Raw genomic sequence first — 14036 nt, 5'->3', positions numbered from 1 at the left:
TTCCGGTCAATTTTAAAGCCTGTCAGGCTTTCTTTTTCTTTTTTCGGGATATTTTCCCTTTAAGAAACTTTTTCCGGTCCTCAAGCTGATGTACCATTCCCTCGTCAAAGATATATTCCCTGACTTCTGATAATATCTTTAAAGCTTTTTTTATTTTTCCTTTTCGTTCCTTTAAGATAGATCTTAAGAATAGAATATCTGCTTTATTGATTCCTTTCAGTGTAAGACTATAAGCAATTAGCTTTTCGGCCTCTTCATAGTCTTCATTATACAGCAGACATTTAATATAAAAATGAGGTATACTGATACTGGTCACATCATTTTTCATGGCTTCTTCAAAATATACCTTCGCAGTATTATAATCTTTTAGTATTTCGGAATACACTCTGGCCATAAGACAGAGACTATCCGCATCCTGAGGATCATAAGACAAAGCATAATTCAGAGCTTCTACACAATCCGGTATACTGTAAGGATAATGATCTAAAGCTTCGAAATAATATTTGTTTTTAGTTAAGTTCATTTCTGTAATTTTTTAGCTCATTTTTGAGGAACTGCCTTTGTTTTTTAAAGGATTTATCCTGATGATTCTTTTTAAAATCTGTTCCGGAATAAGTACGAATCGGATTTCCGCGCTGTACCTGCATATGATTGCTCCAGGTATCCTGCATTCTGCGCTGCATTTGCAAAATATGCTGTGCCATTACCTTTTCTTTTAAACGTGTAATTGATAATTTTTTATTCTCCAGCTGTGATCGGGAATCCTGTACAAAAACACTTTCTCCGGTTGGTATATGGGTAGCACGAACCGCTGTATTTACTTTGTTTACATTCTGTCCTCCGCTCCCCTGGCTGCGAGTTGTCTGAAACTGAACGTCTTTTTCATCAAAATGATTTTTTTCTGCATCTTCAATTTCAAATACTCCAACAAACCAATTACTCCTTTTGTGCAGCTTTCTGTATGTACTCTTTCCGACCCAACAAATACTTCCTAACCAGCTTTTTAGAAATGTTATTATTTCTTTATCCTTTAAAAGCAGGGTTACGGATTTTAATGTCAGGTTCTCATCACCGTTTTCACGATGGATAATTTTATAATCTATTTTTTCTTGTTTTACTTCCTCCAGGAAAACCTTCAGAATCTTAGCAACTACCCACTGGCATTCTAAAGGTCCTCTTCCCGAAGTTATTTGTATGAGTTTTTCCATTTTTGTAAAATCTTTAAGATAGCGTCTCTGTTTTTCGCTTCTTTAATAAACGTTGGCAATCTTTCAACCATACGCATTTTGTATGGTAATCTGGTTCTCAGTTCAGAAGAGACATAGTTTTCCATTTCTAAAAGGTGTTCCATATTTCTAGCCCAGAATAATTTTCCTTTGAAGTCTTCCTGAAAATAAAACGGACATCCAAATACCGAGTCACGGATTAAGCCATTTTCTTTTGTAGCGTAATTCATTACATATTTCTCTGTCTTAGGCTTAATCTCGAATGCTGTATTACAGGCCTCACAATTTACAGGCAAAGTTTCTGGATTTAATTTCAACCCACCATGCTTATGATGAATAAAATGTCCACATACAGGACAATTGAGCTTTACGATTGCTTTATAAAACTCCAAATCTTCCTTCTTCTTTCTGAGATTACAGTGCAGGCATTCCAGCACCGCTTTTTCATCACACCCACATTTACTCTTTACTGTTGCATCTTTTCCACAAGAAGGGCAGATAACCAAGCAGTCTTTGTAGTAGGCATAATATTGTTGTTTATATCTCTTTTTCATTTCTTTATTTTTTGTTGTTCACACAAGGCTACTTATCCATTCTTACAATTCTTGGTTGAAATGTCCCCAGAATATCTACTAATTCGCTTTGTGCATTCATTACTTCATGAATGTCTTTATAAGCCATTGGAGCTTCTTCGGCATTTCCACCCATCAGAGTTACATTTTTTAATTTCAACTCCTTCCTAATATCACTTTGAGTGAAAAGACTTCTGCATGCTCCTCTGGAATGCGCTCTTCCAGCGCCATGTGAAGCGGAATGCAAAGAATCAGGATTACCTTTACCGCGAACAATAAACCCTTTTGCTGTCATAGATCCCGGAATCATTCCCAGTTCATTCCCATTAGCCGGTGTTGCTCCTTTGCGGTGAACAATCACTTCTTTTCCGTTATGAATTTCTTTCCAGGCAAAGTTGTGATGGTTTTCTATTTTAGCTTTTACTCTCCCGCCTACAGCTTTAACCAATCTTCGGTGAATATCATCATGACAGGCTGAAGCATAATCTCCGGCCAGAGTCATTGCAGTCCAGTATTCTAAGCCCATATGAGTATTAAGGTCTAGCCATGCAAATTGCTGCGCTTCTTTAGGCAGTGGACATTGCTCTACAGCAACTCTGGAGTAATATTGAGCAATCTCTGCGCCTAGACCACGGGAGCCACTGTGAGATAAAATCCCAAGATATTTCCCTTTTGGAAGGCCGATTTGGCTATCTTCTTCTGTAATCTCCACTTCACCAAATTCTACGAAATGATTTCCTCCTCCGGATGTTCCCATCTGTTTAATAGCTTTCGCTTTCAGTCTTCGCAGCACCGGAATCATTCCGAAAGTATCCCTTTCAAAGATCTCATGTTCAATATGAGATTTATGGGTTTCGTACATTCCGAATTTGGTATGTTCTGCCAGTGCTTTTTCATACTTATCTTTTGCCCCATCCAGATATGAAACCGGAGTATCCAAAATGCTAAGGCTCATTCTGCAGCCAATGTCCATCCCTACACCGTACGGAATTACAGCATTCTCTACCGCCAGAACACCACCGATCGGAAGACCGTAGCCACTATGTGCATCAGGCATTAATGCTCCTTGAAGCGATATTGGCAATTTTAGCGCTGTATAAAGCTGATTCTTTGCCTCTTCTGAAATATTGTGTCCGAAAACCTGAAATGCAGCTCTCTGACTATTCAGCATTCGTTTTTCAGTCTTTTTAGATAATAATAAAGCTTCTGCTATTTGCCCGAAACTTAAGTCTTTTTCATAGTTTTCCGGATGCAGCAGAATTTCTTTTAAAAGAGATTTTACATAATGAATATTTTTGGTTGCAAAATTTCTTTTCATAACTTCCAGAGCAACATTAACACTCTGATTATTAGGATAGCCAATCTTTAATATATCTTTTCCTTTAAGTTTTAAATTTCCCATTGTTTTGTTCTTTAAATTCATGATGCAAATGCTTTAAGCAACGCATCGGCAATGCTGCCACAAATTTTAAGGCCGCATTATTTCATTCAACTATACAAATAGTCGAAAAAGTTCATCACATTAAAATTTGTGACAAGAATTAATTTTGAAATAGAGATTCGGGGAAACTAAGTTTAAAATATTGCGCAATAAAAAACCCGAAATCTCTACGACTTCGGGTTTTGATATTTCATTGTACTGTTATTCTAAGAATGTACCAAACCACGAAGCCTCACCACTACAAGTGGCAATCCTGCTGAAGAGTTTTTCTGAAATCTGAACATTACTTCGTTGTTTTTAAATGGTTAAACTTTATTTTGAGCTGCAAATATATTAATTTTTATAAAAACCAATATATTTTTTTATTGTCAGCTGCTATACTTCTTAATTTTTTATTCAGACTAAATAACAAATGCGTTTCGTACAGGCTTTATCAGGCAATTTTAAGGCTAAAACCTGTACATTTAAATAACTAATTAATAAATAATAAGATATGAAAAAGACACTGATAGCAGGTGGACTAATGTTGTTTATATTTTCATGCAGCACACGGACACAAGGTACCGCCAGTACTGGAAAACCGGTTTACAAGCTAACCGAACAACAATTCGCAGCTGCTAAAAATCTTTTTGAAACCAGATGCGGTAAATGTCATGATCTTCCAAAACCTGAAGATCATACAGCGGAGAAATGGAAGCCTATTATGGATCAGATGGCTCCAAAAGCTAAATTAACCGATGAAGAGAAAAACTGGGTTCTTGCTTATGTAAGCACAAATGCAAAAAAACAGAACTAAAAATAATAAAAGAGCTGCCCTTACTTAGAGCAGCTCTTTTATTTTGATATATTACTTTCTATTCTTTACAAAAGGTATCCCGTATACAATAAGAGTTGTCAGTACAAGAAGTATTGCTAAAATTCTCAGCACAAACCCTGACCAATAAAAAATATAAGGAGGATCTAATCCGTAAATATTCTGTAAATAACCTCCGGCTAAATAACAGAGTAAACTTACTAAAATCAGTATTAATAATCTTTTTTTCATATCTGATTATCAATTATTCCGCAGCAATCAGTTTCTCCAGAATCTCACATGCACATTGCGGCAGGTTTGTTCCCGGTCCAAATATATGATCTGCTCCGTTTGCGTATAAGAATTCATAATCCTGTTGTGGGATAACACCGCCTACAACAATGGTAATATCTTCAGCACCTAATTTTTTCAATTCTTCCACTACCTGCGGAACCAGCGTTTTATGCCCTGCAGCAAGTGAGGAAACTCCCAGAATATGAATATCATTTTCCACTGCCTGTTTCGCTACTTCTTCCGGTGTCTGGAATAATGGTGCAACGTCCACATCAAAGCCCATATCTGCAAAAGCTGTAGCTACTACCTTTGCACCCCTGTCGTGACCATCCTGCCCCATTTTCACAACCATTAAACGCGGTCTGCGTCCTTCGTATTCTTCAAACTTTTGCGTCAGCTCAACGGCTTTAGCAAAGTATTCATTTTTAGATGCATTCATAGCGTAAACTCCCTGAATGGTTTTTATTTGTGCTTTATACCTTCCGAATTCCCCTTCCAGAGCATCAGAAATTTCTCCTAAAGTAGCTCTTCTTCTTGCAGCTTCTATACTCAGTGCGAGAAGATTGCCCTTACCCGTTTTTGCACATTCTTTAATCTCATCGAGAATTTGCTCTACGGCCTTATTATCTCTCCCAGATTTTATGCTATTCAGCCTTTCAATCTGTTTCTGGCGTACCAATGAATTATCAATATCCAGAATTTCAAATTGTGGTTGCTTCTGCTGAGTTCTGAAGCTGTTTACTCCGATGATAAATTCTTCACTACTGTCAATCTTTGCCTGCTTTTTAGCAGCTGCCTCCTCAATTCTCATTTTTGGAATTCCGGCTTCAATAGCCTTAGTCATCCCACCTTCTTTCTCTACCTCTTCAATATACTTCATGGCTTCATCAATCATCTGTTGGGTAAGACTTTCTACAAGATAGCTTCCCCCCATTGGATCTACTACATCACATATTTTGCTTTCCTGCTGCAATATAATCTGTGTATTTCTGGCAATTTTAGCAGAATAATCTGTAGGCAAGGCAATAGCCTCATCCAGTGCATTGGTATGCAAAGATTGTGTTCCGCCTAATGCTGAGGACAAAGCTTCTATAGCAGTACGGGTAATATTATTAAACGGTTCTTGTTCTGTCAAGCTCCATCCCGAAGTCTGGGAATGCGTTCTTAGAGCAAGAGATTTTGAATTTTGAGGTTTGAACTGTGCAATCAGCTCGGACCAGATATATCTGGCCGCACGCATTTTGGCAATCTCCATAAAATGATTCATACCAATAGCCCAAAAGAATGATAAGCGTGGGGCAAAATCATCGATATTCATTCCGGCCTGAATTCCGGTTCTTACATACTCTAACCCGTCAGCCAATGTATAAGCCATTTCCAAAACAGGTGTGGCTCCTGCTTCCTGCATGTGGTAGCCTGAAATAGAAATAGAATTGAACTTAGGGATATTTTGTGAAGTATATTCGAATATATCGGCAATAATCTTCATAGAAGGCGCTGGTGGATAGATATAGGTATTCCTTACCATAAACTCTTTCAGAATATCATTCTGGATGGTTCCCGAAAGGAGTTCCTGATTTACTCCTTGCTCTTCTGCGGCTACAATATAAAATGCTAAAATTGGCAGTACAGCACCGTTCATAGTCATGGAAACGGAAATCTGATCCAAAGGAATTTCATTGAAGAGGATCTTCATATCTTCTACCGAATCTATCGCTACTCCGGCTTTTCCAACATCACCAACAACTCTTGTATGATCCGAGTCATATCCTCTGTGCGTTGCAAGATCGAATGCTACAGAAAGGCCTTTTTGACCTGCTGCCAGATTTCTACGGTAAAATGCATTGGATTCTTCTGCAGTAGAGAATCCTGCATATTGCCTGATTGTCCAAGGTTTCTGAACATACATTGTTGTATATGGGCCTCTGAGATAAGGAGCAATCCCTGCCGAATATTCTTTATCAATCAAAGCCCGGGCATCGTCTGCAGAATACGAAGTCTTCATCTGAAGTCCGTCCTTCTCAAAATTATAATTTTCAAATGCTGAAGGCTTAATATCAAAATCAGGTTTCGGCGTCGTTATGGGTCTTCTCATTTCATGAAGTTTATACCCGTAAATTTAAAAAATATTACCAATACACGCTCAGATTACCAGATATGTTTTAGCACTTAATACCTTATTCAATCCTAAGAGAATCATTTCACTGAAAGTCAATCTGCAAATCACAAAAAAAAAACGGACCATAAAGTCCGTTTAAATTATTATTTTGGTGCAGGACAGAAGGCATATCCACCGTCTGGACATTTCTTGTTACAAGGCCAAGGTTGTAATTCCCCTTTAATAAGACAAGCTCCTTGTCGATCATCTACTTCTCCAAAACCGCCAACTATACTGCTTAGGTTTTTTCTTGTAATTTTTTTCATAATAAATCATTTATTGGTGAGCTACATAGATACGATATTTATCCCAATTAATAAAATACTTTAGTATACAAAAATTTATAATATTATAGATTTTATACAAAAAAACGGACTATAAAGTCCGTTTAAATTTCTATTCCCCAGGATCTGTACATAAAGGAATTAGTCTGTTTGGACATCTTTGGTTGCATGGCCAAGGGCGTAATTTCCCATCAATTAGACAGTATCCCTGTTGATCACTAAGATCTCCGCCAACAATACTGCTCAGCTTTTTTCGGTTAATTTTTTTCATAATAAATCATTTATTGGTGAGCTACATAGATACAATATTTTCCTTAATTAATAAAATACTTTAACATACAAAAATTTCTAATGTTGCAGATATTGTAAAAAAAAACGGACTTAAAAGTCCGTTCAAGTTTTTCAATTAGTTTCTACTAACATCGCAAAAAGGAGTCATTCCATCCGGACATTTGCTATCGCAACCTCCTCCCCACGCACGTAATTTTCCATTAATAAGACAGTATGCCTGTCCTCCTCCTACATTATTACCTCCCTGGATACTGCTTAGTTTTTTTCTGTCAATTTTTTTCATGATATGTCATTTATTGGTGAACTACATAGATACGATATTTTCCCAATTAATAAAAACATAAACCTTTTATAATTTGTGAATTTTAAATAAAAAAGCGGGCTAAATAGCCCGCTTAATCTTTATTCGAAAAGTATATTTTTAGAAGCCTTCTTCTTCTCCTTTCATTTTTTCAGCATTTTCTGCCATGATTACAGCATCGATCATCTCACCAATATCTCCATTCATATAAGCATCAAGGTTATAGATAGATTTATTAATACGGTGGTCTGTAACCCTACCCTGAGGATAGTTGTAAGTTTTAATCTTAGCAGAACGGTCTCCTGTAGATACCATCGTCTTACGTTGCGCTGCAATATCACCTACCACTTCCTGAAGTTTGATATCATATAGTTTTGCACGAAGCATTTCCATTGCTAATTCACGGTTAGCCAGCTGAGAACGTGCCTGCTGACATACAACTACGATTCCTGATGGCTTATGTGTTAACTGTACTTTTGTTTCTACCTTGTTAACGTTCTGTCCACCGGCACCTCCTGAACGGGAAGTCTGCATTTCGATATCTGCAGGGTTAATTTCCACATCCACCTCTTCAGCTTCCGGAAGAACTGCAATAGTAATAGCAGAGGTATGAACACGTCCTTGAGACTCGGTTTCCGGTACACGTTGTACACGGTGAACTCCGGACTCAAACTTCATAATACCATAAACACCTTCCCCTTCAACTTTCATAATCAATTCCTTATAGCCTTTAGTAGCTTCGTTAGAATCGGTTACCTCATGTCTCCAACCTTTGGTTTTAAAGTACATAGAATACATTCTGTAGATATCCTCCACAAAAATAGCAGCCTCGTCTCCACCTGTACCTGCACGTAATTCTACAATGATGTTTTTATCATCTGCAGGATCTTTCGGGATTAGTAATACTTTCAGTTCTTCTTCAAAACCCGGAATTTTTTCCTGAGCTTCAAGCTTCTCCATTTTAGCCAAATCGGACAAATCTTTATCTGATCCGTCAGCAATAATTTCGTCGGACTCTTTTATCGTATCTAAAGCCGATTTGTACTGATCATAAACCTTAACGATTTTCCCCAGATCACTGTATTCTTTATTTAAAGAAGAATATCTTTTCTGATCTGAGATAACATCCGGCTGAATGATCAAATCAGCGACTTCGTTATATCTTTGTTTTATAGCTTCCAGCTTCGGAATTAAACTCTTTGACATAATAGAATTTTAGGCTGCAAAGATACGGATTTTCAGGAGACAAGAAAAAAGTAAAAAACAGCGGATTTTTACATTAAAAAAACAAAAATCCGTTCCTCAGAAGAGAAACGGATTTTCTTTATATAGTTTTGCTTTAAACTAGTGTGCGTGGTGTCCATGCGCTGGGCGCTCACCTGCAGGTCTTTGGTAGATTACCTCAACACCTTCCTGCTCATATAGCTTCTTGTATCTTACTTCTTCAGGATCAAAGTTTTTGTTCTTCTTTCCGAAGTATTCTAACAAACCTTCTGTTAACCAAAGCGGAACAATATATGTTGCGAACATAAAGATACACCAGAAACCAGCCAAGAACATTGTAAAGAAATACACTGTCCAAAGGAACTGATAGAATGGATAAAAAGATGATAAAATCATTTCTCAAATATTTTATAGGGCAAAAATAGGTTTTTTTTACTTTTTAGCAAAGGATTTAAACGTCTATTTTTAATTTATACTCATTTTATATAGAACTAGTGGGCAAGGTTTGCGAAGAAATCATTTCCTTTATCATCGGTAATAATGAATGCAGGGAAATCTATTACTTCAATCTTTCTTACGGCCTCCATTCCCAGCTCTTCGAAGTCTACAACCTCAACAGATTTGATGTTTTCTTTTGCCAAAACTGCTGCAGGACCACCAATAGAACCAAGATAGAAACCACCATGTTTTGCGCATGCATCTGTTACATCTTTACTTCTGTTCCCTTTTGCCAGCATTACCATACTTCCGCCGTTTGCCTGGAACTCGTCTACATAAACATCCATTCTTCCTGCCGTTGTTGGGCCAAAGCTTCCTGAAGCCATTCCCTGAGGAGTTTTTGCAGGCCCTGCATAATAGATCGGGTGGTTTTTGAAATATTCCGGCATTGGTTTGCCACTATCTAATAATTCTTTGATCTTAGCATGGGCAATATCTCTTGCTACGATTAAAGTACCATTTAGTTTTAATCTAGTTTTAATCGGGTATTTTGATAGCTCAGCCAATACTTCATTCATTGGTCTGTTCAGATTAATCGTTACGGGTTCTTCCAGATGTGGTGCTGTTTCTGGTAAGAATTTTTCAGGGCTTACTTCTAGTTGCTCAAGGAAAATCCCATCTTTGGTGATTTTTCCTTTGATATTTCTGTCAGCAGAACAAGAAACGCCCATACCAACAGGACAAGAAGCTGCATGGCGAGGTAAACGGATTACACGTACATCGTGTGTAAGATATTTACCACCAAACTGTGCTCCGATAGCACTTTCCTGACAAATCTTTTGTACTCTCTTCTCCCATTCCAAATCACGGAATGCCTGACCACCAATGTTTCCTTCAGTCGGAAGGTTATCATAATATCCTGCACTAGCTTTCTTCACTGCTGCAAGGTTAGCTTCTGCAGACGTACCTCCGATTACTAAAGCTAGGTGATACGGTGGGCATGCCGCTGTACCAAGATCCATGATTCTTTCTTTAACAAATTCTTCCAGAGATTTATCATTCAATAATGATTTTGTCTTCTGGTAAAGGAAGGTCTTATTAGCAGAACCTCCTCCTTTTGCAAGAAATAAGAATTTATACGCATCTCCTTCCTCAGCATAAATATCAATCTGTGCCGGAAGGTTAGATCCTGAATTCTTTTCATCGAACATCGTTAACGGAACCACCTGAGAATATCTAAGATTCTGATTCTGGTAAGTATTATAAATTCCTTTGGAAATCCACTCAGCATCATTTGCTCCTGTATAAACATTCTCTCCTTTCTTGGCAACACATATTGCAGTTCCGGTATCCTGGCAAGAAGGAAGTGCTCCTTTTACCGCTACAGATGCGTTCTGTAACAGGTTATAAGCCACAAAGCGGTCATTGTCTGTCGCCTCAGGGTCGTCGATAATATTTTTAAGCTTCTGTAAATGAGTTGAACGAAGCATGAATGAAACATCCTTTAATGCCTCTTCTGCTAAAAGTTCCAGTCCTTTAGGATCAACAGTTACAATCTCTCTTTCACCTAACTTCTCAACCTTTACATAGTCGGAAGTCAATTTTTTGTATTGTGTGTCGTCTTTTAGAATAGGAAATGGTTCCTGATACTGAAATTCCATTTTTAATATTTTTCTGAAAAATTAGAGTCGTAAAAATAAGAATAATGAAAGCTGTACTATTTCAAATATGAGTAAAATCACTAGCTTTATTCATATTTATAATGATTATAAATTGGATGAAATCTATTTAGGAAAACCAAACATACCGACTGGTATGTGAAATAAGAAAAGATTTCTATATTTGTAGTGTGTTATGAAAGAAACGCCTGAATATATTATTGAAAAGGTAGCTCCTGTATTTAATAAGAAAGGATATACCGCCACTTCATTATCAGAAATTACTAAAGCCACCAGCCTTACTAAAGGGGCTGTATATTTCTATTTCAAGAATAAGGAGCATCTTGCCGTTAAAGCTTTTCATTTCAATATAGAGAAGATTATTAAGCCTTTAAGACAAAAGATAGCATCAAAAGAAAACAGCATAGAGAAGCTTAAGGCTATTACTGAATATTTTAGAACCGATTATTTTGATTTTGCAAGAGAAATTGGTGGTTGCCCAATGCTAAATCTTGGTGTAGACGCTCAGTTTAATAATAAAGTACTATTTGATGAAGCCCAGAAGATATCAAAAATTTTCATCCGGAGTATTTCTGAGATCATCAAGTCTGGTGTTCTTAAAAGGGAAATTAAAGCCCATACAGATGTTGATAAAATATCAATGGTTATTTATGCCATGACAGAGGGAGCCGTATTCATGGCAATTACAAAAGATGATAAAAGCTTTCTGACTCATATGAATGACCATATCGACAGCAGCATTATAGAACAAATACGCATTTAAAAATTTTTTAACCATCAACATACCGATTGGTATGTTATAAAATTTAAAGATAAAATCATGGAAGCAACTATTGAATCGATCGGGATATACATCCCTGAAAACAAAATCACCAATCAGTATTTCGAAGAGATTATTGAAACCAGTGATGAATGGATTACGAGCAGAACTGGTATCAAAACAAGATACTTCAGTAAGGAAAATGAGTATACGAGCGATTTATGTATCAAGGCCATTGAAAATCTGGAGAAGGAGTATAAAAAAGGCCTCACAGATATCGATTTCATTATTATAGCAACCAGCACGCCGGATCAGCAATTTCCAAGTGTTGCCAGTAAAATTCAGGACAGATTCAATATTCCGCAGGCGGGTTGTGTTGATATTTCCGCAGGCTGCGCAGGATTTGTATATGGTATTATTATGGCTCAGGGTCTTATAGCTTCTGGCAGTTATAAAAAAATTCTGGTAGCCGGTGCCGAAACATTATCCAAAATTTGTGATTTTACAGACCGAACAACCTGCATTCTTTTTGGCGACGGAGCCGGAGCAGTGATAGTAGAAGCGTCGGAGCAGAAGCAACTTTTCTCTTCAACGACTATCACAGACGGATCATATGGCAAGGAACTCTACAAATCGGAAGGACATGCCTCCATAAACGGAGAAAACGTTGTAAATGACGGAAAAATACACCAAAACGGAAGAACGGTTTTCAAGTGGGCTGTATCCACATTACCTGTAGAAATCCTGAGATTACTGGAAAAGAATAAACTCTCTTTGCAGGATATAACATGGATGATTCCGCATAGTGCCAATATAAGAATACTGGAAAATGTATGTGAAGAGCTTGGGTTTCCAAAAGAAAAATGTCTGCAAAGTGTTACAGACTACGGAAACACTTCTGCAGCGTCTATTCCCATAGCCTGGTATAATGGTATAAAAGACAGAAAACTACAACCAGGAGATCTTATTGTATTGGCCGGTTTTGGTAGTGGCCTTACTTTCTCGGGAATATGTCTTCGGAATCAGATTGCAAATAAACACTTAATACAATAATAATCAATATTATAAACACAAAATTTCGTACAGTATTATTTTATAAATCATGATTATTATCAATTGCATAAAATCTGTTCTTTAGCTAACTTTATAAAAAATTAGATCACAATGATTTACAGAACCGAACACGACACAATGGGCGAGGTAAAGGTACCCGCTGACAAATTTTGGGGAGCACAGACAGAACGTTCCCGAAATAATTTTAAAATCGGACCAGAGGCTTCCATGCCTCACGAAATTATAGAAGCGTTTGCTTACCTGAAGAAGGCTGCAGCTTATGCAAATACAGATCTGAGAGTCCTTCCTTCTGATAAACGGGATATGATTTCTCAGGTTTGTGACGAGATCCTTGAAGGAAAGCTTTTTGATCAGTTTCCGCTTGTGATCTGGCAAACAGGATCAGGTACCCAATCGAATATGAATGTTAACGAGGTTGTTTCCAACAAAGCACATGTAAACAATGGTGGGCAATTGGGAGACAAATCAGAAGTACATCCAAATGATGATGTAAACAAGTCTCAGTCTTCTAACGACACCTATCCTACAGCTATGCATATTGCAGCATATAAAAAGGTTGTAGAACATACTATTCCGGCTGTTGAAACATTAAAGAATACACTAAAAGCAAAATCGGAAGCTTTTAAAAACATCGTAAAGATTGGGAGAACACACCTAATGGATGCTACTCCACTTACGCTGGGGCAGGAATTTTCCGGTTATGTGGCTCAACTGGAATTTGGTTTGAAAGCATTAAAAAATACATTACCGCATTTAGCAGAGCTGGCACTAGGCGGAACAGCCGTGGGAACAGGGCTAAATACCCCACAGGGCTACGATGTAAAAGTAGCTGAATATATTGCTAAGTTTACCGGACTGCCTTTTATAACTGCGGAAAACAAATTTGAAGCTCTTGCTGCTCATGATGCTATTGTTGAATCCCACGGTGCACTAAAGCAACTTGCTGTATCTTTATTCAAAATAGCTCAGGATATCCGTATGCTGGCTTCCGGTCCAAGATCCGGAATCGGAGAAATCCATATCCCGGAAAACGAACCAGGATCTTCTATTATGCCTGGAAAAGTAAATCCAACACAAAATGAAGCTATGACAATGGTTTGTGCACAGGTCTTAGGAAATGACACAACCATTTCATTTGCCGGAACACAGGGAAATTATGAACTGAATGTTTTCAAACCTGTAATGGCCTATAACTTCCTGCAATCAGCACAGCTTATTGCTGATGCTTGTATTTCTTTCAACGACCATTGTGCAGTAGGCATCGAACCTAATGAACCACGAATAAAAGAACTGGTAGACAAATCACTGATGTTGGTTACAGCACTGAATACGCATATCGGTTACGAAAATGCTGCTAAAATTGCTAAAACAGCTCACAAAAACGGTACAACACTGAAAGAGGAAGCTATCAATCTGGGACTTGTAACAGCCGAGCAGTTCGATGAATGGGTGAAACCAGAGGATATGGTGGGCAGCCTGAAATAAGGTTAATTTGTTTTAT

General features: G+C 37.6%; 14 protein-coding genes. 4 read left to right on the top strand and 10 right to left on the bottom strand.

Features of this window, described 5'->3' with window-relative positions; genetic code table 11:
* Positions 1–22: 22 nt before the first annotated feature.
* Genes AYC65_RS18465 through AYC65_RS18450 form a run of 4 tightly spaced genes read right to left on the bottom strand, consistent with a single transcriptional unit; the run spans position 23 to position 3200 of the window.
* A complete protein-coding gene (locus tag AYC65_RS18465; RefSeq protein ID WP_034871756.1) occupies positions 23–523 on the bottom strand; it encodes a tetratricopeptide repeat protein in 501 nt (166 codons plus the stop codon).
* Complete coding sequence (gene prfH / locus AYC65_RS18460) at positions 510–1208, bottom strand: peptide chain release factor H (protein ID WP_034871757.1); 699 nt, start codon at positions 1206–1208, stop codon at positions 510–512. Before prfH ends, AYC65_RS18465 begins: the two co-directional genes overlap by 14 nt.
* Positions 1187–1780 carry a hypothetical protein gene (locus AYC65_RS18455; RefSeq protein WP_034871758.1) on the bottom strand — a complete coding sequence of 198 codons (594 nt, stop codon included), beginning with the start codon at positions 1778–1780 and terminating at the stop codon, positions 1187–1189. The genes prfH and AYC65_RS18455 overlap by 22 nt, the downstream gene beginning before the upstream one ends.
* Positions 1781–1808: 28 nt before the next feature.
* The gene (locus AYC65_RS18450; RefSeq protein WP_034871979.1) at positions 1809–3200 is read right to left on the bottom strand and encodes an RtcB family protein; all 1392 of its coding nucleotides are present in this window, start codon (positions 3198–3200) and stop codon (positions 1809–1811) included.
* 532 nt (positions 3201–3732) lie between these two features.
* Between AYC65_RS18450 and AYC65_RS18445 the strand changes: the two genes are divergently transcribed.
* Positions 3733–4035, top strand: a complete 303-nt coding sequence (locus tag AYC65_RS18445; protein ID WP_034871759.1) for a hypothetical protein — start codon at positions 3733–3735, stop codon at positions 4033–4035.
* A 262-nt stretch (positions 4036–4297) separates the two neighbouring features.
* Here the strand turns inward: AYC65_RS18445 and scpA are convergent, their stop codons facing one another.
* The 6 genes from scpA to AYC65_RS18420 all read right to left on the bottom strand — a co-directional run bounded on the left by scpA (position 4298) and on the right by AYC65_RS18420 (position 10683).
* Positions 4298–6421, bottom strand: a complete 2124-nt coding sequence (scpA, locus tag AYC65_RS18435) for a methylmalonyl-CoA mutase (protein ID WP_034871761.1) — start codon at positions 6419–6421, stop codon at positions 4298–4300.
* A 167-nt stretch (positions 6422–6588) separates the two neighbouring features.
* The gene (locus tag AYC65_RS20945; protein WP_165689186.1) at positions 6589–6750 is read right to left on the bottom strand and encodes a hypothetical protein; all 162 of its coding nucleotides are present in this window, start codon (positions 6748–6750) and stop codon (positions 6589–6591) included.
* Between the two features lie 424 nt (positions 6751–7174).
* A complete protein-coding gene (locus AYC65_RS20860) occupies positions 7175–7342 on the bottom strand; it encodes a hypothetical protein (protein WP_157877524.1) in 168 nt (55 codons plus the stop codon).
* Between the two features lie 138 nt (positions 7343–7480).
* Positions 7481–8566: a peptide chain release factor 1 gene (gene prfA, locus AYC65_RS18430; RefSeq protein ID WP_024567866.1), complete on the bottom strand. Its 1086-nt coding sequence runs from the start codon at positions 8564–8566 to the stop codon at positions 7481–7483.
* Positions 8567–8704: 138 nt separating this feature from the next.
* Positions 8705–8980, bottom strand: a complete 276-nt coding sequence (locus AYC65_RS18425; RefSeq protein WP_034871762.1) for a hypothetical protein — start codon at positions 8978–8980, stop codon at positions 8705–8707.
* A 95-nt stretch (positions 8981–9075) separates the two neighbouring features.
* Positions 9076–10683 carry a fumarate hydratase gene (locus AYC65_RS18420; RefSeq protein WP_034871763.1) on the bottom strand — a complete coding sequence of 536 codons (1608 nt, stop codon included), beginning with the start codon at positions 10681–10683 and terminating at the stop codon, positions 9076–9078.
* Between the two features lie 193 nt (positions 10684–10876).
* Between AYC65_RS18420 and AYC65_RS18415 the strand changes: the two genes are divergently transcribed.
* From AYC65_RS18415 to fumC, 3 genes are all read left to right on the top strand, one after another.
* A complete protein-coding gene (locus tag AYC65_RS18415) occupies positions 10877–11464 on the top strand; it encodes a TetR/AcrR family transcriptional regulator (RefSeq protein ID WP_034871764.1) in 588 nt (195 codons plus the stop codon).
* A gap of 57 nt (positions 11465–11521) precedes the next feature.
* A complete protein-coding gene (locus AYC65_RS18410) occupies positions 11522–12514 on the top strand; it encodes a ketoacyl-ACP synthase III (RefSeq protein ID WP_034871765.1) in 993 nt (330 codons plus the stop codon).
* A gap of 111 nt (positions 12515–12625) precedes the next feature.
* On the top strand, positions 12626–14020 hold the full coding sequence (gene fumC, locus AYC65_RS18405; protein ID WP_034871766.1) for a class II fumarate hydratase: 1395 nt from the start codon (positions 12626–12628) through the stop codon (positions 14018–14020).
* Positions 14021–14036: the final 16 nt, after the last annotated feature.

It is taken from the genome of Elizabethkingia bruuniana, assembly GCF_002024805.1.
Taxonomy (GTDB): domain Bacteria; phylum Bacteroidota; class Bacteroidia; order Flavobacteriales; family Weeksellaceae; genus Elizabethkingia; species Elizabethkingia bruuniana.
Note: the sequence above shows the minus strand (reverse complement) of the source record. Positions and strands in the feature narration are given on the sequence as shown.